Below are 21,410 nucleotides of genomic sequence, written 5' to 3' on the forward strand. Positions count from 1 at the left end.
CCTGGTTGATGCCTGTTTATTATTGCTTCCGCATAGTATTGGAATGCGGATCGCAGGATCAATCCCTGCCTGCCCGGCGCGCTTGCACCGCGTCGGTGAGATGTTACTCTGCCGCTTTACCGCTGCCGGAGAGATGACGTGATTCGTTTTGCCATTGTGGGAACAAACTGGATTACACGCCAGTTTATTGATGCCGCTCATGAAACCGGAGCGATGAAGCTCTGCGCGGTCTATTCACGCAGTCAGCAGCAGGCCGACGCCTTTATCGCCGATTATCCCTGCAAACAGACCTTTACCTCACTGGACGCCCTGGCCGCCAGCCCGGCGATCGATGCGGTCTATCTGGCCAGCCCCAACGCCCTGCACTGCCAGCAGGCGCTGCTGTTTATGTCGCACGGCAAGCATGTCATTTGCGAAAAACCGCTGGCCTCAAATCTGGCCGAAGCAGAGAAGATGATCGCCTGCGCTCGTGAGCATCAGGTGGTGCTGTTTGAGTCATTTAAAACCGCCAGCCTGCCGAATTTCCTGCGTCTACAGCAGGCGCTGCCTGACGTGGGTAAACTGCGAAAAGCGCTGCTGAATTACTGTCAGTACTCTTCACGCTACCCGCGCTATCTCAACGGCGAGAACCCCAATACTTTTGATCCGCGCTGGTCGAATGGCTCGGTGATGGATATCGGGTATTACTGTCTGGCCTCGGCGGTGACGCTGTGGGGCGAGCCAGATAGTGTGCAGGCCACTGCGACATTGCTGACGAGCGGCGTGGATGCACATGGCGTGGTGGTGCTGAGCTACGGTGATTTCGACGTGACGATTCTGCATTCGAAGGTGAGTGATTCCAGCCTGCCCAGCGAGATTCAGGGTGAAGCGGGCGCGCTGGTGATTGAAAAGCTATCGGAGTGCCAGCAGCTGACCTTTGTGCCGCGGGGCGCGGAAAAGCAGGCGCTGAGCCAGCCGCAACATATCAACACCATGCTGTACGAAGCGGCCGTTTTTGCCCGGCTGGTTGAGCAGCGCCAGGTGGACCATCCGGGGCTTGAGGTTTCGCGCATTACCGCCGCGTTGCTGACCGAAATCCGGCGTCAGACCGGCGTGATCTTCCCTGCCGATCATGCTGCTGTGTAAATATTTCTAAATATGTCTGTGAGGAGTTGCTTCCTGTGCGGCTAAACCGTAACTTACCCTCCTGCAAAGGGGAGTAACTTGTAAGCTGATTGATCGTCACTACGATGCGCAGGCATCCGGTCATCAGGCAACCCGGAATCCATTTCTGTGTTGTAAGTGAGACCTTGCCGGAAGGCGAGGTTTGCTTACACAAAAATAAGCGGCTGACGTCTTCTGACTTCAGCCGTTTTTTTATTTTTAAGACAGGATACGAATATGCAAACTGTGGGTACGCCTTTACTGTGGGGCAGCTTTGCGGTTGTGGTGCTGATCATGCTGGCTATCGACCTGCTGTTGCAGGGACGTCGCGGCGCGCAGACCATGTCTTTCAAACAGGCGGCTGTCTGGTCGCTGATCTGGGTTTCCGTCTCACTGCTGTTCAGCGCCGCTTTCTGGTGGTATCTGGAGGGCAGCGCGGGACGTGAAGTGGCTAATACGCAGACGCTCGCCTTCCTGACCGGTTACGTGCTGGAAAAAGCGCTGGCGGTGGATAACGTCTTCGTCTGGCTGATGCTGTTCAGCTACTTCTCTATTCCGGCCAACCTGCAGCGACGGGTGCTGATCTATGGCGTATTAGGCGCTATCGTGCTGCGTACCATCATGATCTTCGCAGGTAGCTGGCTGGTCACGCAGTTCAGCTGGATCCTCTATGTGTTTGGTGCGTTCCTGCTGTTTACCGGCGTGAAAATGGCGCTGGCGAAAGAGGATGACGGTGCGGTGGGCGACAAGCCAGTGGTGCGCTGGCTGCGTAAGCATTTACGCATGACCGATGATCTCGACGGCGAGAAGTTCTTCACCCGCAAAAACGGTGTGCTGTTTGCGACGCCGCTGCTGCTGGTGCTGATTATGGTGGAGCTCAGCGACGTGATCTTTGCCGTCGACAGTATCCCGGCGATCTTCGCCGTCACGACCGACCCGTTTATCGTGCTGACCTCAAACCTGTTCGCGATTCTGGGATTACGTGCCATGTACTTCCTGCTGGCGAACGTGGCAGAGCGCTTCTCAATGCTGAAGTATGGCCTGGCGATTGTGCTGGTGTTCATCGGCTTCAAAATGCTGATTGTCGACCTCTACCATATTCCGGTCGGGATCTCACTGGGCGTAGTCGGTGCCATTCTGGCGTCTACCCTGCTGATCAACGCCTGGGTTAACCGCAAAAGAGACCAGAAAAAGCTCACACCATAATTACCTGCAGGGGCAGCGGATGCCCCTGTTTTATTTTGCGGCAGCCTGCCACGCCATTTCATCTCTCTGTCACACTTCCACTATTCAGCATAATAAAAATCCGACATACCCCACAGCAACAGAACTTTCTCTTTTCTCGTCCGATCTTTTCCTTATACTCCGCCGGGCAAACCGTTTTAGCCGATGCAAAACATCGCGTCTGAAACTACATCCGCGACAAAATATAGAAAATATTATGCAGAAAACTCTCTCCGCACGTCTGGGCACGCTGCTCGCCGGAAGCCTGGTGAAGCAAATCATGATTGGGCTGATCGCCGGTGTGGCGCTCGCCTGGATTTCACACGATGCCGCGCTGGCGGTCGGTCTGCTGGGTGAACTGTTTGTCAGTGCGCTGAAAGCGGTCGCGCCCTTGCTGGTTCTGATGCTGGTCATCGCCTCAATCGCCAACCACCAGCAAGGCCAGAAAACCAATATCCGGCCAATTATTATGCTCTATCTGCTGAGCACCTTCTTCGCGGCAGTCGTCGCGGTGGTCTTCAGCCATCTGATCCCGCAAACGCTGACGCTGGCGGTGGGCAGCACGGAAATCGTTCCCCCTTCCGGCATCACCGAAGTGTTACGTGGACTGCTGATGAGCATGGTTTCGAATCCGATCACTGCATTGATGCAGGCTAACTATATCGGCATTCTGGTATGGGCCATTGGCCTGGGGCTGGCGTTCCGTCACAGCAGTGACAGCACCCGTGCCTTTCTCAACGATGCCTCTGAGGCGGTAACCTGGCTGGTGCGCTGCGTCATCCGCTGCGCCCCGATCGGTATTTTCGGTCTGGTGGCGTCGATTCTGGCCTCAACCGGCTTTGGCGCGCTGTGGCAATATGCCCATCTGCTGGCGCTGCTGCTGGGCTGCATGGTGCTGATGGCGCTGGTGGTGAACCCGCTGCTGGTCTTCTGGAAAATCCGTCGCAACCCTTATCCGCTGGTCTTCACCTGCCTGCGTGAAAGCGGCGTGACCGCCTTCTTTACCCGCAGTTCTGCCGCCAATATTCCGGTGAATATGGCACTGGCGAAACGTCTGGATCTCGATGAGGATACCTATTCGGTGTCGATTCCGCTGGGCGCGACTATCAGTATGGCGGGTGCGTCGATCACCATTACCGTGCTGACGCTGGCGGCGGTGCATACGCTGGGGATCAGCATTGATGTGCCGACCGCGATTCTGCTGAGTCTGGTGGCGTCACTCTGTGCCTGTGGTGCATCGGGCGTAGCGGGCGGTTCGCTGCTGCTGATCCCGGTGGCCTGCAATATGTTCGGCATTCCGAATGATCTGGCGATGCAGGTGGTGGCCGTGGGCTTTATTATCGGCGTCCTGCAGGATTCGGCGGAAACCGCACTGAACTCCTCAACCGATATTCTGTTTACTGCCGCTGTCTGTCAGGCAGAAGCGGAGCGCGAAACAAGCCGGGCCTGATTCAGTTAACATAAAAAAGGCGACCCGTATGAATAATTACGGATCGCTTAAGGCTGCTGCCATGCCCACATCAGGGTTAATCCAGCCGCAACGGATAAACTCAACGCGCAGGGAACACGGGCAGAAGAGGAAAGCGTCCCGCGCCAAGGATGGCGCGGGCCGAGCGTGTCATGGATGACGGCCTTTGCGACTTTCCGATCTGACTGTGTTCCCTTCGCAGGCTCGGTCTCACCGCCACAGAGCCGGACTTTATCAACGATCTCAAGCGACCCGCACTTTAGCGGGTCGTTTTGTTTAAAGCGTCACACCGCTTTTAAAAATCGCCAGCTCGCGGAAATCGTTTTTCTCATTGTTGGTCTGCTGACCACTGGCAATCGCCACAATGCTGTCGACAAAATCTTCCAGCATCGCATCCATGCTCATCCCTTCGATCAACCGTCCGGCATTAAAGTCGATCCAGTGCGGTTTTTTCTCCGCCAGCGGCGTGTTGGTCGCCAGCTTCACCGTCGGCACAAATCCTCCATACGGCGTGCCGCGTCCGGTACTGAACAGCACCATGTGGCAACCGGCGCCGGCCAGCGCACTGGTGGCGACCGCATCATTGCCCGGCGCACTCAGCAGATTCAGCCCCGGCGTTTTTAACCGCTCGCCATACTTCAGCACATCGACCACCTGACTCTGCCCCGCTTTCTGCGTACAGCCCAGCGACTTCTCCTCCAGCGTGGTGATACCGCCCGCTTTGTTGCCCGGTGACGGATTCTCATAGATCGGCTGCTGGTGATCGATAAAGTACTGTTTAAAGTCGTTGATCATCGCCACCGTTTTGCCGAAGGTCTCTTCGTCGCGACAGCGGCTCATCAGGATGCGTTCTGCGCCAAACATTTCCGGCACTTCGGTCAGTACGGTGGTGCCGCCATTAGCGATCATCTGGTCTGAGAAACGCCCCAGCAACGGGTTGGCGGTGATACCAGACAAACCATCCGAACCGCCGCACTCCAGACCAAACTTCAGCTCGCTAAGCTTGCCCGGTTCACGCCGGTCATGGCGCATTTTTTTATACAACGCATGCAGACGCTCCAGCCCGGCTTCCACTTCGTCGTCATGCTGCTGGCAGACCATAAACTCGACCCGGTCGCTTTCAAACGCGCCGAGGGTGTCTCTGAAGGCATCGACCTGATTGTTTTCACAGCCAAGACCAATCACCAGCACCGCGCCCGCGTTGGGATGGCGCACCATATTCTGCAGCATGGTGCGGGTGTTTTCATGGTCCTGCCCCAGCTGCGAGCAGCCGAAGGTGTGGCTGAACAGGAATGCGCCGTCAATGCCTTCTGCGTCCCGGGTCTCTTTCAGGAAACGCTGCAGGATCTGACGTGCAATCCCGTTGACGCAGCCAACGGTCGGCAGGATCCACAGCTCATTGCGGATGCCGACTTCGCCACCGGCACGACGGTAGATCTGCACCTCCCGGTCACCCGGCTGCGGTGAAAGCGTTACAAACTCGGGCTGATACGCATACTCATCCAGATCGCTGAGATTGGTGCGGGCATTCTGCGAATGGATGACCTCACCGGCGGCCACAGGCTGTGTGGCATGGGCAATCGGCAGCCCATATTTGATCACCAGCTCATCCTGCGCGATGGGCTGCAGGGCGAATTTATGCCCGCGTCCCACGGCCTGTTGCAGCGCCACGCTCAGTGGCGGCAGTTCAATCGTGGCGCCCCCCTCTAAGTCACGTAACGCCACGGCGACGTTGTCGCGGGGATCAATTTTAATTGCGTCTTGCATAGCGTTATCTCAGTTGGCTCAGCGCCTCACGCATTCCGTGGGCGATGATATTTTGCAGGTGTTGGGTGACCACCGCAGCCAGTCCGGGCTGACGGGTTAAATCTTTGCCCCAGTGTTGCGCGTCGCTGAGCACAGCATGCACCAGCTGTTGTGGCGACATCTGGTCCGCATTAACCGCTTTCCAGGCATCGGCGTAGCGCTGTAACCACTGCGGCTCATCCTGTAACGGCCAGCTTTTGCCGGCTGACTCACCGCGATAAAAGGCGATCAGCGCCGCCAGCGCAAAGGTGATGTGTGTCGGCCATTCGCCAGTTTGCTGATGCGCGGCAAGCAGTGGCGTCAGCAGACGGGTACGGAACTTGGTCATGCCGTTGAGAGCAATCGACAGCAGCGCGTGGCGAATGAACGGATTGCGGAAACGGCGCTGAACCGCATCGGCAAAGGCGTGAAGTTCATCGGCGGGCAGATCGAGCGTCGGGATCACTTCGTGACGCAGCAGGTTATCGACAAATCCGGCAATGGCCGGATCGGCCATTGCCTCGCCGACGCTTTCAATCCCGGCAAGATACGCCACCGGTACCATCGCGGTATGCGCACCATTGAGGATCGCCACTTTTTGCGCTTTATAGGGCGCAATATCATCCACATGCCGGACCTGCGGCGACAGCGTCGCCAGCTTCAGCTCACTGAACAGCGCCGACGGCCCCTGAATCACAAACTGGTAGTAGACTTCGCCCGCCACCAGATAGCGATCTTCATAACCCAGCTCACGTTGCAGCTGCTCGCTTTCCGCCGGGAAGCCAGTGACGATGCGGTCCACTAACGTGTTGTAAAATGCACAGTGCTGATGAATCCAGGTTTTAAATTCGGATGGCAGATGCCAGTGGTCGGCATAGCGCAGCACCAGCTCGCGCAGCGTGTCGCCGTTATGGTCAATCAGCTCGCACGGCACCACCAGCCAGCCCCGATCGCTGGCACCACTGAAGTGCGAATAGCGCGCCCACAGCAGCTGCGTCAGTTTGCCAGGGAAACTGCTGGCGGGCTGATCGGTGAGCTGGTCCGTGCCGACAAAGGCGATGCCCGCTTCAGTGGTGTTGGAAAAGACCATACGCAGATCGGGATTACGGGCCAGCGCCATAAACTCGCCAATCTGCTGATAAGGCTGAATTTCACGATTCAGGCTGCGGATCAGCCGGGTTTCGCTGACCTGTTCGCCCTGATCGTTTAACCCGCGGATCAGCGTGGTGTAGAGGCCATCCTGCTGATTCAGGCTGTCGCTGACTTCACGGTTGCGCGGCCGCACCACCACAACCCCCGCATCGGTGCCCTGATGTTCGTTCAGCCAGTCAATCTGCCAGTCAATAAAGGCGCGCAGGAAGTTGCCTTCGCCAAACTGGATCACCCGTTCGCGATAGACCGCGCCCGGAAAGTCGTGGCGGTTTAGCCTTTTCATTATCAGGCTCCCAGCTCAATGCCAAAGTAGTCGCGGGCATTGTTGAAGCAGATGTTCTGTACCATCTGACCTAACAGCGCTTCATCGGCTGGCGCTTCACCCTGCTCTACCCAGCGGCCAATCATCTGGCACAGCAGACGGCGGAAATATTCGTGGCGGGTGTAGGAGAGGAAGCTGCGGCTGTCGGTCAGCATCCCGACGAAGCGGCTCAGCAGGCCAATCTGCGCCAGCTGCGTCATCTGACGCTGCATGCCATCCAGCTGATCGTTGAACCACCAGGCTGAACCAAACTGCATCTTGCCCGCCTGGCCTTCGCCCTGGAAGTTACCCGCCATCGTCGCCAGTACTTCGTTGTCGCGCGGGTTCAGGCAGTAAAGAATGGTTTTTGGCAACGCGTTATTGAGATTCTGTGCGCCCAGCAGTCGCGCCAGCGGTTCCGCCAGCGGCTGATCGTTGATGGAATCAAAGCCCACATCCGGCCCCAGCAGCTGATACTGGCGCGGATTGGTGTTGCGCAGTGCGCCAATATGATACTGCTGCACCCAGCCACGGCGGGCATATTCGCTGCCCAGCCAGACCAGTACCGCCGTTTTAAACTGGGCCGTTTCCTGCGGGTTGGGCGCGGCACCGCTGCGACGACGCGCCAGGATTGCATCCAGCGTGGCGTCATCCGCCTCGGCATAACAGACGACATCCAGCGCGTGATCGGAGACTTTACAGCCGTGAGCCGCAAAGTGATCCAGCCGCTGATGCAGTGCGCGGCGCAGATCGTCAAAACGCTGCACGCTGATATCAGTCAGCTGCTCCAGCGTCGCGATCCACGGCAGAAAGGTTTCGGCTTCGATATTAAAGGCTTTATCCGGACGCCAGCTCGGCAGCACTTTGACGCTGAAGCTGGCATCGTCTGCCAGCGCGCGGTGATGGCGCAGATCATCCAGCGGATCGTCGGTGGTGCCGACCATCTTCACCTTCATCTGCTGCATGATGCCGCGCGTGGTAAAGCTATCCTGCGCCAGCAGTTCATTGCAGCGATGCCAGATGGTGTCGGCGGTTTTCTCAGAAAGCAGCGTATCGGTGATGCCGAAAGGCCGGCGTAACTCCAGGTGGGTCCAGTGATAGAGCGGGTTGCCGATGGTGTGAGGCACGGTGCGCGCCCAGGCGTCAAATTTTTCACGATCGCTGGCGTTGCCGGTACAGAACGCCTCAGCCACACCGTTAGCGCGCATTGCCCGCCATTTGTAGTGATCGCCCTTCAGCCAGATGTCATAAAGGTTGGCGAAGCGATAATTTTCGGCAATCTGCTGCGGCGGCAAGTGGCAGTGATAGTCGAAAATCGGCTGATCCTTTGCATAGTCGTGATAGAGACGACGGGCGAATTCGGTATCCAGCAAAAAATCTTCGGTCATGAAACGTGACATACATCCTTCCTCATCGACTGAACCACTGATGGTCCAAAGTTATCATACCAATTTTAGTTCGTTACGGATTTATTTGAGATCCTGCTCACATAAACGGCGGTGCCTGACTGCCGTTATGGACGTTTCTGTCGTCCGCAGCGCGCTAAATGGCTGTCATTTCGCAGGTTTCCAGTATCCCACAGTGCAGAAAGGGTTTTTGTGATGGCTCTCAACTTTTAAAGTTGTATAACAAGTTAGGCTCTGGCCCCATCGTGAGGTCGTTAGCGACTCACAAAGGGCAAGGTCATAACAGGGTTGCTCATACAGAACCTGCGGGCGTGAGCAGAGCTGCATCACGTGCTGTCCCGCTCCAGATAACAACAGCGGCAAGACCGCATACAGAACTGGAAGAGGTAGAGGATGCATAAGATCAAAGGGTTACGCTGGTACATGATTGGACTGGTGACGCTCGGTACGGTATTAGGGTATCTGACCCGTAACACCATTGCCGTGGCGGCCCCGACATTAATGTCAGAGCTGCATATCACCACGCAGCAGTACTCCTACATCATTGCGGCCTATTCAGCCTGCTACACGCTGATGCAACCGGTGGCAGGTTATGTACTGGATCTGCTTGGCACCAAAGTTGGCTACGCGGTGTTTGCTATTATGTGGGCGATTTTCTGTGCCGCTACGGCGATGGCGGGCAGCTGGGGCGGCCTTGCTCTGGCGCGTGGTGCCGTCGGTGCGGCTGAAGCGGCGATGATCCCGGCCGGACTGAAGGCGAGCAGTGAGTGGTTTCCGGCCAAAGAGCGTTCGGTTGCGGTAGGCTACTTTAACGTCGGTTCGTCTATCGGTGCGATGCTGGCTCCGCCGCTGGTCGTCTGGGCAATCGTGGCGCATAGCTGGCAGATGGCCTTTGTCATGACCGGTGTGCTGAGCATGGCGTGGGCACTCTGCTGGCTGGTGTTCTATAAGCACCCCAAACAGCAAAAGAAGCTGAGCGATGAAGAGCGTGACTATATTATCTCTGGCCAGGAAGCGCAGCATCAGACCAACAACACCCACAAAATGTCGGCCCTGCAGATTATCCGTAACCGTCAGTTCTGGGGCATCGCGCTGCCGCGTTTTCTGGCAGAACCGGCGTGGGGAACGTTCAACGCCTGGATACCGCTGTTTATGTTCAAGGTGTACGGCTTCAATCTGAAAGAGATTGCAATGTTCGCCTGGATGCCGATGCTGTTTGCGGATTTTGGCTGCATCCTGGGTGGCTATCTGCCGCCGCTGTTTCAGCGCTGGTTTGGCGTTAACCTGATCGTCTCCCGCAAGATGGTGGTGACAATGGGTGCGGTATTAATGATTGCGCCAGGCACCATCGGGCTATTTACCAACCCTTACGTCGCCATTGGCCTGCTGTGCGTCGGCGGCTTTGCGCATCAGGCCCTCTCTGGCGCACTGATCACCCTGTCGTCAGACGTTTTCGGCCGCAACGAAGTTGCGACAGCGAACGGCTTAACCGGCATGGCCGCCTGGACCGCCAGTACCATGTTTGCGCTGGTTGTTGGCGCCCTGGCCGATACGCTGGGCTTCAGCCCGCTCTTTGCCGCGCTGGCAGTGTTCGATCTGCTGGGTGCTGTCGTTATCTGGACGGTCCTGAAAAATAAACCTGTTTCAGAGCTGAATACTGAAGCGGTTATTCCGTCAGCCAGCGCCGTTCGCAGTTAACCCGCCGGGCTGGCTTGCGCCAGCCCATTTCCTCGCACGCCCTGAAGTGGTATAACAACTTATCTGTCTGCTACCAGGATTGTGCAATGGACATCACTGAATCCCGTCGACTCTATCAACAGCTGGCCAGCGAGCTGAAAAGCCGCATTGAAACCGGGATCTACCCGGTGGGTGAAAAACTGCCTGCCGAGCGCCTGATTGCTGAAGAGATGGAAGTGAGCCGCACCGTCGTCCGCGAAGCGATCATCATGCTGGAAGTTGAAGGCTATGTTGAGGTTCGCAAAGGATCGGGTATTCATGTTATCGCCAGCCAGCAGCAGAACCGCATCGCCGCTACCAGCAGCCAGCTTGAGTTTGCCACTTTTGGTCCGTTTGAATTACTGCAGGCGCGCCAGCTGATTGAGAGTAACGTGGCGGAATTCGCTGCCACCCAGGTAACGCGTCAGGACATTATCGATCTGATGGCGATCCAGGAAAAAGCCCGCCAGGAGGATCACTTCCGTGACTCCGAGTGGGACATGCAGTTTCATGTGCGAATTGCACAATCCACCCAAAACAGTGCCCTGGCCGCCATCGTTGAAAAAATGTGGCTGCATCGTCTGCACAATCCCTACTGGCTTAAACTTCACGAACATATCGACCAGCGCAGCATTCTCAGCTGGTGCGACGACCACGATCAGATTCTCAAAGCCCTGATGCGTAAAGATCCCGCCGCCAGCAAACTGGCGATGTGGCAACATCTGGAAAATACTAAACAGATGCTGTTCAACGCGACGGCGGATGATTTTGAATTTAACGTGGATCGTTACATGTTTGGTGAAAATCCGGTCATCCTGCCTGATGGATCCAACAACGCCCGCTAAAAGTGCCTGAAAACACCCTGAGATGGTCAGTTAATCTGCAATAGTGTCAGGTCATGTAAAGCTCCTTTTTACACGCCGTTTCACAAGGTAAAACTCCTGTTTGCCAGAGAGTTTTCCTGTCTCAGACAGGCGATTTTTGTTACAGTTATCGCCCTTTTATTACCCTTTGCGACAGGGTTTTATAAAGTCGCTGATTTAACAATCAATTCTGGAAGGATCCGGAAAACCCCGCCCAGGCTGCGCTCCTAAAATTTATAACGAAATGCCGGTCTGCGTTTAAGTCCCTGTGGGACATGTTTAACAATGATGTTCAGGAATGATTGATGGATATTTTGCAAGCGTTGCTGCATGCCCTGTGGCAACAGGACTACGAAACTCTCTCCGACCCCACGCTGGTATGGGCCATTTACGGCGTGCTGTTTATGATTTTGTTTTTAGAAAATGGTCTTCTTCCTGCCGCATTTCTGCCGGGTGACAGTCTGCTGATTCTGGTTGGTGTTCTGATTGCCAAAGGCACCATGAGTTTCCCGTTAACGATTCTGGTTCTCACTACTGGGGCCAGCCTTGGCTGCTGGGTGAGCTACATTCAGGGCCGCTGGCTGGGCAATACGCCTACGGTACAGAAATGGCTCTCTCACCTTCCCGCCCAGTATCATCTACGCGCGCACAGTCTGTTCCATCGCCATGGTCTGTCTGCCCTGTTGATTGGCCGCTTTATCGCATTTGTGCGAACGCTGCTGCCGACCATCGCCGGATTGTCAGGCCTCAGCAATGCCCGCTTTCAGTTCTTCAACTGGGTGAGCGCCTTCCTCTGGGTAGTCATTCTGACCGTTATCGGCTTTGCGCTGGGTAAAACCCCGATTTTCCGTCGTTATGAAGATGAGATGATGTTCTTCCTGATGATGCTGCCACTGGCGCTGCTGGTCTTTGGCCTGGTGGGATCGCTGGTCGTGTTATGGCGTAAGCGTCAGGCGAATCAGAACGGGAAAGCCGAGTAATGAAACTGCTGCAGGCTATTCCTAAACGGTGGATACCGTGGTTGATCGCTGGCGCACTTGCGCTGACCGCGCTTTGTGTGGTTCCTCCTCTGATGCAGCACGAGACGGTAGTGAAAATTCGGGTTTCTCATGCTGGTGCAACGCTGCCTGATGGCTTTTATCTCTATCAGCAATTAAGTGCGCAGGGTATTCGTATCAAAAGCATCACGCCTGCGGGTGACGCACTGATTATCCATTTTGACAGCGAAGAGCAGAGTCTGGCCGCACAGAAGGTATTGCGCCGACTGTTGCCACAGGGTTTTATCGTGGCCCAGCACGATCACGCTCAGCACCTCTCTCTGGCGTAATAAGCTCCTCTCTTTGCTTTCAGGCCGCCGCGGCAGGGTGTGGCGGTCTGAAAGGCGCCCTATCTCCCGGTCTTCTTTGAACTTTTTACTATCGATGTCTATGCTTAACCGAGAGTCGATTCTCAGCACGCGCAGGCATAACATTACGCGTGTGATGAGGAATCAGATCGCAATGGAAGGTTCAGGACCGATGAAATATCAAGTATTACTGGGCGTCGCGCTGCTTTCGTTGTCGGGTTCGCTGCTGGCAGCAGAATCGCTTTGTGAACAGAAAGAACAGGATATTCAGCGTGAAATCGGGATGGCACAGAAGCATAACAACCAGCGCCGGGTTAACGGCCTGGAGCGCGCGCTGACCGAAGTCCGGGCTGATTGCAGTGATAAAAAGCTGGAAGCGGCCCATCTGGAAAGAATTAATGCTCAGAAGCAGAAAGTGGCTGAGCGTGAGCACGCACTCAGGGAAGAGCGTGAAGAGGGCCATGACAGGGAGAAGATTGCCAGGCGACAACAAAAACTGGATGAAGCGCGCCGGGAGCTGAAAAAGTTACAGGCGGAGCCCTATTAATCGGAATTAACCAACTGATGTTAAAGGAGTATTTTATGTCTAAAGACACATCATCGGAACATTTACGTGCTGAACTGAAAAACCTTGCTGATACGCTGGAAGAAGTGCTGAGCAGCAGCACCGAAAAATCCAAAGGTGAGCTGGATAAACTTCGCAATAAAGCGCGTGTGGCGCTGGATAGCTCTCGTGAGCGACTGGGCGAATCAGGCGAGCGCATCGCTGCGACTACGCGCGAAGCGGCGCAGAAAGCTGAAGGCTACGTGCGTGAAAATCCATGGCATGGTGTGGGTATCGGTGCAGCGATTGGCGTCGCACTCGGCATGCTCATTTCGCGTCGCTAACCATGGCAGACTCACAGCAGAACCACGGCCCGGCTAAAGGGGTCATTAACATCGGCCAGCGTATCGTTACCACGCTGGTTGGCATAGTTGAGACACGCGTTCGTCTGGCAGTGGTGGAACTTGAGCATGAGAAAGCGAATCTGATACAGATGCTGTTGATGACTGGCCTGACAATGTTGTTCACTGCATTTGGTCTGATGAGCCTGATGGTCCTGATCATCTGGGCAGTGGATGCACAATATCGTCTGATGGCGATTGGCATCACGACCGGTACGCTGTTTTTGCTGGCGGTTATTTTCGGACTCTGGACGCTTCACAAATCACGTCAGTCCACGCTGTTGCGCCACACGCGCAAAGAGCTGGAAACAGATCGTGATTTGCTTGAGGACCAGCGCTGATGAGTCGCCGCGAGCGTGAAGAACGCATCCATGAACTGCTTAAGCATGTGCAGCAGCAGCGGCTGGATTTAAGCGCTGCGCGGCGTGACTGGCTGGAAGGCACCGCCCACTACGATCGCGGCTGGTTTACTTTCCTCAGCTTACGTCGCTATCTGGCCATTGGCAGCAGCGCGCTGGCCGTTTACTCCATTCGCAGTCCCAGCAAGCTGTTGCGCTGGGCAAAGCGGGGATTCGGTGCATGGAGCACCTGGCGCATGATCAAGTCTGCTCTGCCCCCGCGTTAATTCTGCTTAAAGCCGGTCCTGAAAAGGCCGGCTTTCTTCATCAGAATTTCTGAAGAACACTGACAGTATATCTCGCTTACAACCTTTCCACGCCGCGATTATCATCTCCAGCTATCAACCCAATGAATGCAGAACTGCTTTCAGCGGGCATAAACCCTGCGGGCAGCTTGCCCTGCATTCCTGATAGCGCTGGAGTAAATGATGAAAAAATTCGAAGACGTTGGTTTGTTACTGGCTCGCATCCTGATGCCAATCCTGTTCATTACGGCTGGCTGGGGCAAAATCACCGGTTATGCTGGCACTCAGCAATATATGGAAGCAATGGGCGTCCCGGGCTTTATGCTGCCGCTGGTTATCCTGCTGGAGTTTGGCGGCGGTCTGGCCATCCTGTTTGGTTTCCTGACCCGTTTCACTGCCCTGTTCACTGCAGGCTTCACCATCCTGACCGCGTTTCTGTTTCACAGTAACTTTGCCGAAGGCGTGAACCAGCTGATGTTCATGAAGAACCTCTCTATCGCCGGGGGTTTCCTGGTGTTAGGTCTGGTGGGTCCGGGTGCATATAGCCTTGATCGCCTGATCAGCAAAAGAAAAACACAGCCAGCGATTGCGCGCTAATCTCACATAAAGCGTATTGCCACATATACTTAGCAGGGCGGGGACATTTCCCCGCCCTGTTTGCATTGGAGCCATTATGGGACAGTTAATTGACGGTGTCTGGCATGACACCTGGTACGACACTAAATCTACCGGCGGACGCTTCAAGCGTTCAGAGTCGGCTTTCCGCAACTGGGTTACCGCGGATGGCAGTGCTGGCCCGGCAGGTAAAGCGGGATTTGTCGCCGAACGCGACCGCTATCATCTTTATGTCTCGCTGGCCTGCCCCTGGGCGCACCGCACGCTGCTGATGCGCCAGCTGAAGGGCCTGGATAGCATGATCGATGTCTCCGTGGTGCATCCGCTGATGCTGGAGAATGGCTGGACCTTCGATGATAGTTTTCAGGATGCGACCGGCGATAAGCTTTACCAGAATGAGTTCCTCTATCAACTCTATCTGCATGCCGACCCGCAATACAGTGGCCGCGTAACCGTGCCGGTATTGTGGGACAAACACCAGAATACCATCGTCAGCAATGAGTCGTCGGATATCATCCGCATGTTCAACAGTGCGTTTGATGCGGTGGGCGCCCGTGCCGGTGACTACTATCCCGTTGCGCTGCGCGAGAAGATTGATGAGCTGAATGGCTGGATCTACGACACGGTGAACAACGGCGTCTATAAGTCAGGCTTCGCCACGTCGCAATCCGCGTACGATGAGGCCGTCACGGCGCTGTTCCATTCGTTGTCGCGGCTGGAGCAGATCCTGGGCCAGCATCGCTACCTCAATGGCGATCAGCTGACCGAAGCAGATCTTCGGTTGTGGACCACGCTGGTGCGCTTTGATCCGGTCTATGTGACCCACTTTAAATGCGATCGCCATCGCATCAGTGACTACAGAAACCTCAGCGGTTTCCTGCGTGATATCTATCAGATGCCGGGTATCGCAGAGACGGTTAATCTGCCACATATCCGCCATCATTATTACTGCAGCCATAAGACCATCAACCCGAACGGCGTCATTTCGCTGGGCCCGGCGTTTGACTGGGATGAGCCGCACGGCCGCGGTTAAGCTGCCAGCACATATCCCACAAAGCAAAAACCCCGCCGAAGCGGGGTTTTTGATAAAAAGTCGAAGCTGACCGTTAAGCCGGGTTCTGTCGTGGACAGTCATTCATCTAGGCCAGCAATCGCTCACTGGCTCAAGCAGCCTACCCGGGTTCAGTACGGGCCGTACCTTGTGAACCCCTATTTGGCCTTGCTCCGGGTGGAGTTTACCGTGCCACGAACTGTTGCCAGTCGCGCGGTGCGCTCTTACCGCACCCTTTCACCCTTACCTGATCCCATTTCTGGGCCATCGGCGGTTTGCTCTCTGTTGCACTGGTCGTAGGCTTGCGCCTCCCAGGCGTTACCTGGCACCCTGCCCTATGGAGCCCGGACTTTCCTCCCCTCTGCCCGTCTCCCCACAAGTGAGGACGACGACAAAGCGGCGACTGTCTGGTCAGCTTCGGCGCGGGATAATAGGACATTCGCCAGCGTTTGTCACGCCTCTTGCTGCTCCAGCGCATACTTATAAAGGGCATTTTTCTTCACGCTGTGGATCTCAGCGGTCAGCGCAGCCGCGCGTTTCAGTGGCAGCTCTTTCTGCAGCAGCGCCAGCGTACGTAGCGCATCAGCCGGTAGCGCATCTTCATCATCGACTTTATACCCTTCAACAATCAGCACCATTTCGCCTTTGCGACGATTCTCATCTTCTTTCACCCAGGCCAGCAGCTCGCCAACCGGTGCACCGTAGATCGACTCCCAGGTTTTAGTCAGCTCGCGCGCCAGCACCACGTAGCGTTCGGCACCCAGCTCACTCACCATATCCTGCAGGCTGTCGATCAGACGATGAGTCGACTCATAGAAAATCAGCGTACGTGGCTCCTGCACCAGCGCCCGCAGCGCATCGCAGCGGCCTTTGGTTTTAGCGGGCAGAAACCCTTCGTAACAGAAACGATCGGATGGCAGTCCTGCAGCACTTAACGCGGCAATGGCAGCACAGGCACCGGGCAGCGGCACCACACGAATACCCGCTTCACGGCAGCGACGCACCAGATGGTAGCCCGGATCGTTGATTAGCGGCGTGCCAGCATCGGAAACTAAGGCTATGCTTTGACCCTCCTGCAGCTTCGTTAACAGCAGTTCAGCCTTATGCTGCTCGTTGTGGTCATGAAGTGAGAAGAGTCGCGCATTGATGGCGAAATGTTGTAGCAACAGCCCGGTATGACGTGTATCTTCCGCAGCGACCAGATCGACGCTCGAAAGCACCGTCAGCGCCCGCTGGGTGATATCACCCAAATTACCAATCGGGGTTGGAACGATGTAGAGCGTGCTGGCAGAAATCTCTGCCCAATCGAGTTGTTTCATTGTTTCATCCGAATTGCCGATTTAATATTGAGCATCTTGAAAAAAACATCACTGGATACAGTATGCTTCCTTCAAAAGTCGTTCGTCATAAAGCAGGACGCTTTCTGCCTGTCATTCTTGCTGGGCTGATTTTAGCCGCGTGTAGCGGTCAGGGGCCGCAAACCTCAACCGTCAATATTCAGGGGCCAGTCACCGCCAGCTCCGCTTACTATCTGCAGCAAGCGCAGCAAAGCAGCGATGATAGCAAGACCGACTGGCAATTACTCGCAATCCGCGCCCTGTTGAAGGAAGGAAAGTATCCTGAAGCGACCCAGCAACTGAGCCAGTTGCCGCAGCAGCTCTCAGAGACGCAGCAACAGGAATCCCTGCTGCTGAGAGCGCAATTGCTGATTTCACAGCAGAAAACCAAAGAGGCTGAACCCCTGTTAGCACAGGTGAAAACCGGTTCGCTGTCGCAGGATCAGCTGGCACGTTATTACAGTCTGCAGATCGCCAGCGCCCAGGGTCGCCCTTCACTCTCACTGCTGCGCACCTATATTGCGCAGGAGCCGCTGCTGAAAGGCACCGATCATCAGGCCAACATTGACGCCACCTGGCAGACCCTGACGCAGATGTCACCACAGGAGGCCAGCAACCTGGTGATTAATGCCGACGAAAATGTGCTGCAGGGCTGGCTCGATCTGCTCGCGGTCTGGCGTGCCAACGCCCAGGATGCGGAGATGCTCAAGTCCGGCATCAAAGACTGGCAGACCCGCTATCCGCAGAACCCGGCGGCTAAAACGCTGCCGACGCAGCTGAGCCAGATGCAGAACTACACCAAAGCCTCTACCAGCATCATCGCCCTGCTGCTGCCGCTGAATGGCCAGGCGCAGGTGTTTGCGAATGCGATTCAGAAAGGCTTTAACGACGCGAAGAATGGCGTAACCGCGCCGGTCGCCCAGCCAGCGGCTGCCCAGCCTGCTTCTGCAGATGCGACGGCCAGCACGCAACCTGCCGCCGCGGGATCGGCTGCCGATCCCATCAGCGCGCCGCAGCAGTCTGCTGACACCACAACACAACCTCAGTCACAGCCCCAGTCTCAGTCACAGCCCCAGTCTCAGCCTGCTGCAGCCGCACCGGCCAGCAACGCCCAGATCAAGGTTTATGACACCAGCAGCCAGCCTATTGAGCAGGTCATGCAGCAGGCCCAGCAGGATGGTGCGACTATCGTGGTCGGCCCGCTGCTGAAGAGCAACGTTGAGAAGGTCGCCAACAGCCAGACGCCACTGAATGTGCTGGCGCTTAATGAGCCGGAAAAGATCCAGAACCATCCGAATATTTGTTACTTTGCGCTTTCTCCTGAAGACGAAGCGCGCGATGCCGCGCACCATATCTGGGATCAGGGCAAACGCCAGCCGCTGTTGCTGGTGCCGCGCAGCGGACTGGGCGATCGCGTCACCAACGCTTTTGCTCAGGAGTGGCAGACGCTGGGGGGCAGCACCGTCATGCAGCAACGCTTTGGCTCGACATCTGAGCTGAAACAGGGCATCAACAGCGGTGCGGGCATCAGCTTATCGGGTACGCCTGTGAACGCTGCACCTGCCGAGCCGCAGGGCGTTTCGATTGCAGGCCTGACCATTCCGGCACCGCAACAGAGCACGCCAGATGTGGTCAGCACCAGCAGCGGTGGCGGCGTCGATGCGGTCTACATCGTCTCCACGCAGGATGAACTGCAGCTGATCAAACCTATGATTGCCATGCGCACTGGCAGTCGCAGCAACATTTCGCTCTATGCCAGCTCGCGCAGCGCGCAGGCAGGTGCAGGACCGGACTTCCGTCTGGAAATGGATGGCCTGCAGTTCAGCGATATTCCGCTGCTCTCCGGCAGCAACCCTGGCCTGATGCAGCAGACCTCGAAGTCATTCAATAATGACTACTCGCTGGTGCGTCTCTATGCCATGGGAATGGATGCCTGGACGCTGGCGAACCACTTTAACCAGATGCGTCAGTCTCCTGGCTTTACGCTGGATGGTAATACCGGCAAGCTGAGCGCCGACACGGATTGTGTGATCAACAGGAAGTTGACATGGAACCAGTATCGTCGGGGCGAAATCGCACCGGCCAACTAAATCGCCGTCAGATTGGTGCCGGGCATGAAGAAAATGCCCGACACTATCTGGAGCAGGCAGGCCTGATATGGGTCGCCAGCAATGTTCACTTTCGCAACGGTGAACTTGACCTGATTATGCGTGACGGGCACTGTTGGGTGTTTGTTGAAGTCCGCTACCGGCGCGATGCGCGTTATGGTGGCGCACTCGCCAGCATTACCCGGAATAAACAACAAAAGCTGCTGCGCGCCGCTGCTCTCTGGCTGGCGCAACGCGGCGGCAGTTTTGAAACAGTGAATTGCCGTTTCGACATCATCGCCATTACCGGCACGGCGCTCGAGTGGCTGCCGAATGCCTTTAATGCAGACGTTTAGAACCAGGTGGTCGTGTGCAGGAAAGAATTAAAGCGTGTTTTACCGAAAGTATTCAGACTCAGATTGCCGCAGCCGAGGCGTTGCCCGACGCTATTTCCCGCGCAGCCATGACGCTGGTGCAGTCGCTTCTGAATGGCAATAAAATCCTCAGCTGTGGCAACGGTGCCTCATCCGCCAATGCACAGCACTTCGCCGCCAGCATGATCAACCGTTTTGAGACTGAGCGTCCCAGCTTACCGGCGCTGGCATTAAGTGCAGACAACGTGATGCTGACCGCGATTGGTAATGATCGTCTGCACGATGAGATCTATGCCAAGCAGGTACGCGCGCTGGGACACGCAGGCGATGTACTACTGGCTATCTCAACCCGGGGCAACACCCGCGATATCGTTAAGGCCGTCGAAGCAGCGGTAACACGCGATATGACTATCGTTGCGCTTACCGGGTATGATGGCGGAGAGCTCGCCGGACTGCTGGGGCCGCAGGATGTGGAAATCCGCATTCCATCGCACCGTAGCGCCCGTATCCAGGAGATGCATATGCTGACCGTGAATTGCTTATGCGATCTGATCGATAACACTCTCTTTCCCCATCAGGAATGACCGAAGGAGCACGAATGAAAGCATTGAATGCTATAGCTATTCTGTTAACCGCCATGCTGCTTCAGGGCTGCGTTGCGGTTGTGGCTGGCGGCGCAGCGGTTGCCACCAAAACGGCGACCGATCCACGCTCGGTAGGTACACAGGTTGATGACGGCACTCTGGAGCTGCGCGTCACTAACGCGCTGGCGAAAGATCAGCAGATTAAAACCGATGCACGCGTCATCGCCACGGCTTATCAGGGCAAAGTGCTGCTGACCGGTCAGGCACCTTCGCAGGATATCGCCAATCGTGCCAAACAGATCACCATGGGCGTCGATGGCGCAACCGAAGTCTATAACGAGATCCGCATCGGCCAGAAAGTGACGTTAGGCACTACGTCGTCCGACACCTGGATTACCACCAAAATCCGATCGCAGCTGTTGGGCAGCGATCAGGTGAAATCCTCCAACGTGAAAGTGACGACCGAGAATGGCGAAGTATTCCTGCTGGGTCTCGTGACACAACAGGAAGCGCAGGCTGCGGCCGATGTTGCCAGCCGCGTCAGTGGCGTGAAGCACGTCACTACGGCCTTCACCATGCTGAAGTAACTCCTGAAACGCAAAAAAGGCGGCCATGGCCGCCTTTTTTATGGTCCGATTTTCAGACCGGAATGTCGATGACCAGCGCGCGGGTCGCGGTTTTTGCTGTCAGCTGCAACTGTTTCTCTTCCTGTAAAAACGCACCATCGCCACAGCCCAGCTTCTCCTGATGATCCGTGCCGGACATCGCCTCCAGCGAGCCATGAATCGACTGCAGATAGGCGCGCGGGCCCTGTATCGGCAGCGAGTAATGTTCGCCCGGTGCCAGCTCGACCTGGTGGATCCACACCTGCTGACGCAGTTGCAGACTATCGTCCACGCCATCCGGCGAGGCGATAAGCTGAGACAAGCGACCTTCCGTGAGGGCTATTTTCTGCATCCGCAGATTTTCGCGCTCCGGACAGGCAGCCAGCCAGAGCTGCATGCGTGTCAGCGGGCGATCTTTGCTCAGATTAATTTCGGTGTAACTCACACCGGGTTGAGCAGAGAGCAGCAGCGCTTCCCCTTCCCGCACGCTGATCGTATTGCCTTCGCTGTCGCGATATTCGGCTTCACCCTGCAGCACGATGTTCAGCACATCGACCTGCGGATAGGTGCGCGGCTGAAAAGCGGCACCCGGCGCCAGCACTTCCTGGTTCAGTACGCGCAGCGATGCGTACCCCATCAGTTTGGGATCAAAGTAGTGGCCAAAAGAGAAACTGTAGCGGCCCTGCAACCAGCCGAAATCAGCCTGACCACAGGCGGACGCACTGCGTGTCGTTATCATTATTTACCTCCGGCATCCGGTGACGAG

Annotated in this window: 22 protein-coding genes and 1 other RNA gene; 17 read left to right on the top strand and 6 right to left on the bottom strand. The window is 56.2% G+C overall.

Annotated elements, in window-relative coordinates:
- The first annotated feature begins 138 nt into the window (after positions 1-138).
- The 3 genes from AC6I8J_RS15980 (at position 139) to sstT (ending at position 3,817) form a co-directional block, all read left to right on the top strand.
- Complete coding sequence (locus tag AC6I8J_RS15980) at positions 139-1,125, top strand: Gfo/Idh/MocA family protein (RefSeq protein ID WP_497825564.1); 987 nt, start codon at positions 139-141, stop codon at positions 1,123-1,125.
- Between the two features lie 255 nt (positions 1,126-1,380).
- Positions 1,381-2,349 (top strand): TerC family protein, encoded by a 969-nt coding sequence (locus tag AC6I8J_RS15985; protein ID WP_161735347.1) that lies wholly within the window; start codon positions 1,381-1,383, stop codon positions 2,347-2,349.
- A 235-nt stretch (positions 2,350-2,584) separates the two neighbouring features.
- Complete coding sequence (sstT, locus tag AC6I8J_RS15990; RefSeq protein ID WP_061063447.1) at positions 2,585-3,817, top strand: serine/threonine transporter SstT; 1,233 nt, start codon at positions 2,585-2,587, stop codon at positions 3,815-3,817.
- Between the two features lie 294 nt (positions 3,818-4,111).
- On the opposite strand, the gene AC6I8J_RS15995 is transcribed toward sstT, so the two are convergent.
- Genes AC6I8J_RS15995 through uxaC form a run of 3 tightly spaced genes read right to left on the bottom strand, consistent with a single transcriptional unit; the run spans position 4,112 to position 8,473 of the window.
- Positions 4,112-5,602, bottom strand: a complete 1,491-nt coding sequence (locus AC6I8J_RS15995; RefSeq protein WP_497825565.1) for a UxaA family hydrolase — start codon at positions 5,600-5,602, stop codon at positions 4,112-4,114.
- Between the two features lie 4 nt (positions 5,603-5,606).
- Positions 5,607-7,055, bottom strand: coding sequence for a tagaturonate reductase (locus AC6I8J_RS16000; protein WP_161735352.1), 1,449 nt, complete (start codon positions 7,053-7,055; stop codon positions 5,607-5,609).
- Positions 7,056-7,057: 2 nt separating this feature from the next.
- Positions 7,058-8,473 carry a glucuronate isomerase gene (gene uxaC / locus AC6I8J_RS16005; protein ID WP_161735354.1) on the bottom strand — a complete coding sequence of 472 codons (1,416 nt, stop codon included), beginning with the start codon at positions 8,471-8,473 and terminating at the stop codon, positions 7,058-7,060.
- Positions 8,474-8,872: 399 nt separating this feature from the next.
- Here uxaC and AC6I8J_RS16010 point away from each other — a divergent pair, with 399 nt between their 5' ends.
- The 10 genes from AC6I8J_RS16010 to AC6I8J_RS16055 all read left to right on the top strand — a co-directional run bounded on the left by AC6I8J_RS16010 (position 8,873) and on the right by AC6I8J_RS16055 (position 15,639).
- Positions 8,873-10,177, top strand: a complete 1,305-nt coding sequence (locus AC6I8J_RS16010; RefSeq protein WP_497825566.1) for an MFS transporter — start codon at positions 8,873-8,875, stop codon at positions 10,175-10,177.
- Positions 10,178-10,263: 86 nt separating this feature from the next.
- The gene (exuR, locus tag AC6I8J_RS16015) at positions 10,264-11,040 is read left to right on the top strand and encodes a transcriptional regulator ExuR (protein ID WP_150013533.1); all 777 of its coding nucleotides are present in this window, start codon (positions 10,264-10,266) and stop codon (positions 11,038-11,040) included.
- 323 nt (positions 11,041-11,363) lie between these two features.
- Positions 11,364-12,038, top strand: a complete 675-nt coding sequence (locus tag AC6I8J_RS16020; RefSeq protein ID WP_098052313.1) for a DedA family protein — start codon at positions 11,364-11,366, stop codon at positions 12,036-12,038.
- Positions 12,038-12,385: an EnvZ/OmpR regulon moderator MzrA gene (gene mzrA / locus AC6I8J_RS16025; protein ID WP_161735360.1), complete on the top strand. Its 348-nt coding sequence runs from the start codon at positions 12,038-12,040 to the stop codon at positions 12,383-12,385. The genes AC6I8J_RS16020 and mzrA overlap by 1 nt, the downstream gene beginning before the upstream one ends.
- A 190-nt stretch (positions 12,386-12,575) precedes the next feature.
- A complete protein-coding gene (locus AC6I8J_RS16030) occupies positions 12,576-12,950 on the top strand; it encodes a DUF1090 domain-containing protein (RefSeq protein WP_161735362.1) in 375 nt (124 codons plus the stop codon).
- A gap of 35 nt (positions 12,951-12,985) precedes the next feature.
- Positions 12,986-13,291, top strand: coding sequence for an ElaB/YgaM/YqjD family protein (locus AC6I8J_RS16035; protein ID WP_089414886.1), 306 nt, complete (start codon positions 12,986-12,988; stop codon positions 13,289-13,291).
- Positions 13,292-13,293: 2 nt separating this feature from the next.
- Positions 13,294-13,689 carry a phage holin family protein gene (locus AC6I8J_RS16040; protein ID WP_161735364.1) on the top strand — a complete coding sequence of 132 codons (396 nt, stop codon included), beginning with the start codon at positions 13,294-13,296 and terminating at the stop codon, positions 13,687-13,689.
- On the top strand, positions 13,689-13,973 hold the full coding sequence (locus tag AC6I8J_RS16045; RefSeq protein ID WP_033733988.1) for a YqjK-like family protein: 285 nt from the start codon (positions 13,689-13,691) through the stop codon (positions 13,971-13,973). Before AC6I8J_RS16040 ends, AC6I8J_RS16045 begins: the two co-directional genes overlap by 1 nt.
- A 201-nt stretch (positions 13,974-14,174) precedes the next feature.
- On the top strand, positions 14,175-14,588 hold the full coding sequence (locus AC6I8J_RS16050) for a DoxX family protein (protein ID WP_222925449.1): 414 nt from the start codon (positions 14,175-14,177) through the stop codon (positions 14,586-14,588).
- Positions 14,589-14,664: 76 nt separating this feature from the next.
- The gene (locus AC6I8J_RS16055) at positions 14,665-15,639 is read left to right on the top strand and encodes a glutathione S-transferase family protein (RefSeq protein ID WP_497825567.1); all 975 of its coding nucleotides are present in this window, start codon (positions 14,665-14,667) and stop codon (positions 15,637-15,639) included.
- Between the two features lie 58 nt (positions 15,640-15,697).
- Here the strand turns inward: AC6I8J_RS16055 and rnpB are convergent.
- Positions 15,698-16,076, bottom strand: an RNA gene (rnpB, locus tag AC6I8J_RS16060) — RNase P RNA component class A.
- 33 nt (positions 16,077-16,109) lie between these two features.
- A complete protein-coding gene (gene rsmI / locus AC6I8J_RS16065; protein ID WP_497825568.1) occupies positions 16,110-16,976 on the bottom strand; it encodes a 16S rRNA (cytidine(1402)-2'-O)-methyltransferase in 867 nt (288 codons plus the stop codon).
- Between the two features lie 62 nt (positions 16,977-17,038).
- Here rsmI and AC6I8J_RS16070 point away from each other — a divergent pair, with 62 nt between their 5' ends.
- The 4 genes from AC6I8J_RS16070 to dolP are packed head-to-tail and all read left to right on the top strand — an operon-like array spanning position 17,039 to position 20,626.
- Complete coding sequence (locus AC6I8J_RS16070) at positions 17,039-19,084, top strand: penicillin-binding protein activator (RefSeq protein WP_497825569.1); 2,046 nt, start codon at positions 17,039-17,041, stop codon at positions 19,082-19,084.
- Entirely contained in the window at positions 19,042-19,437 is a 396-nt protein-coding gene (locus tag AC6I8J_RS16075; RefSeq protein WP_161735370.1) for a YraN family protein, read from the top strand. The genes AC6I8J_RS16070 and AC6I8J_RS16075 overlap by 43 nt, the downstream gene beginning before the upstream one ends.
- Positions 19,438-19,451: 14 nt before the next feature.
- The gene (gene diaA / locus AC6I8J_RS16080; protein ID WP_003855538.1) at positions 19,452-20,039 is read left to right on the top strand and encodes a DnaA initiator-associating protein DiaA; all 588 of its coding nucleotides are present in this window, start codon (positions 19,452-19,454) and stop codon (positions 20,037-20,039) included.
- A 14-nt stretch (positions 20,040-20,053) separates the two neighbouring features.
- The gene (gene dolP, locus AC6I8J_RS16085) at positions 20,054-20,626 is read left to right on the top strand and encodes a division/outer membrane stress-associated lipid-binding lipoprotein (RefSeq protein ID WP_161735372.1); all 573 of its coding nucleotides are present in this window, start codon (positions 20,054-20,056) and stop codon (positions 20,624-20,626) included.
- A gap of 52 nt (positions 20,627-20,678) precedes the next feature.
- Here the strand turns inward: dolP and AC6I8J_RS16090 are convergent, their stop codons facing one another.
- Positions 20,679-21,383, bottom strand: a complete 705-nt coding sequence (locus tag AC6I8J_RS16090) for a pirin family protein (RefSeq protein ID WP_161735374.1) — start codon at positions 21,381-21,383, stop codon at positions 20,679-20,681.
- Positions 21,384-21,410: the final 27 nt, after the last annotated feature.

The sequence above is a fragment of the Pantoea sp. X-Soil-ISGK-355 genome (assembly GCF_059730805.1).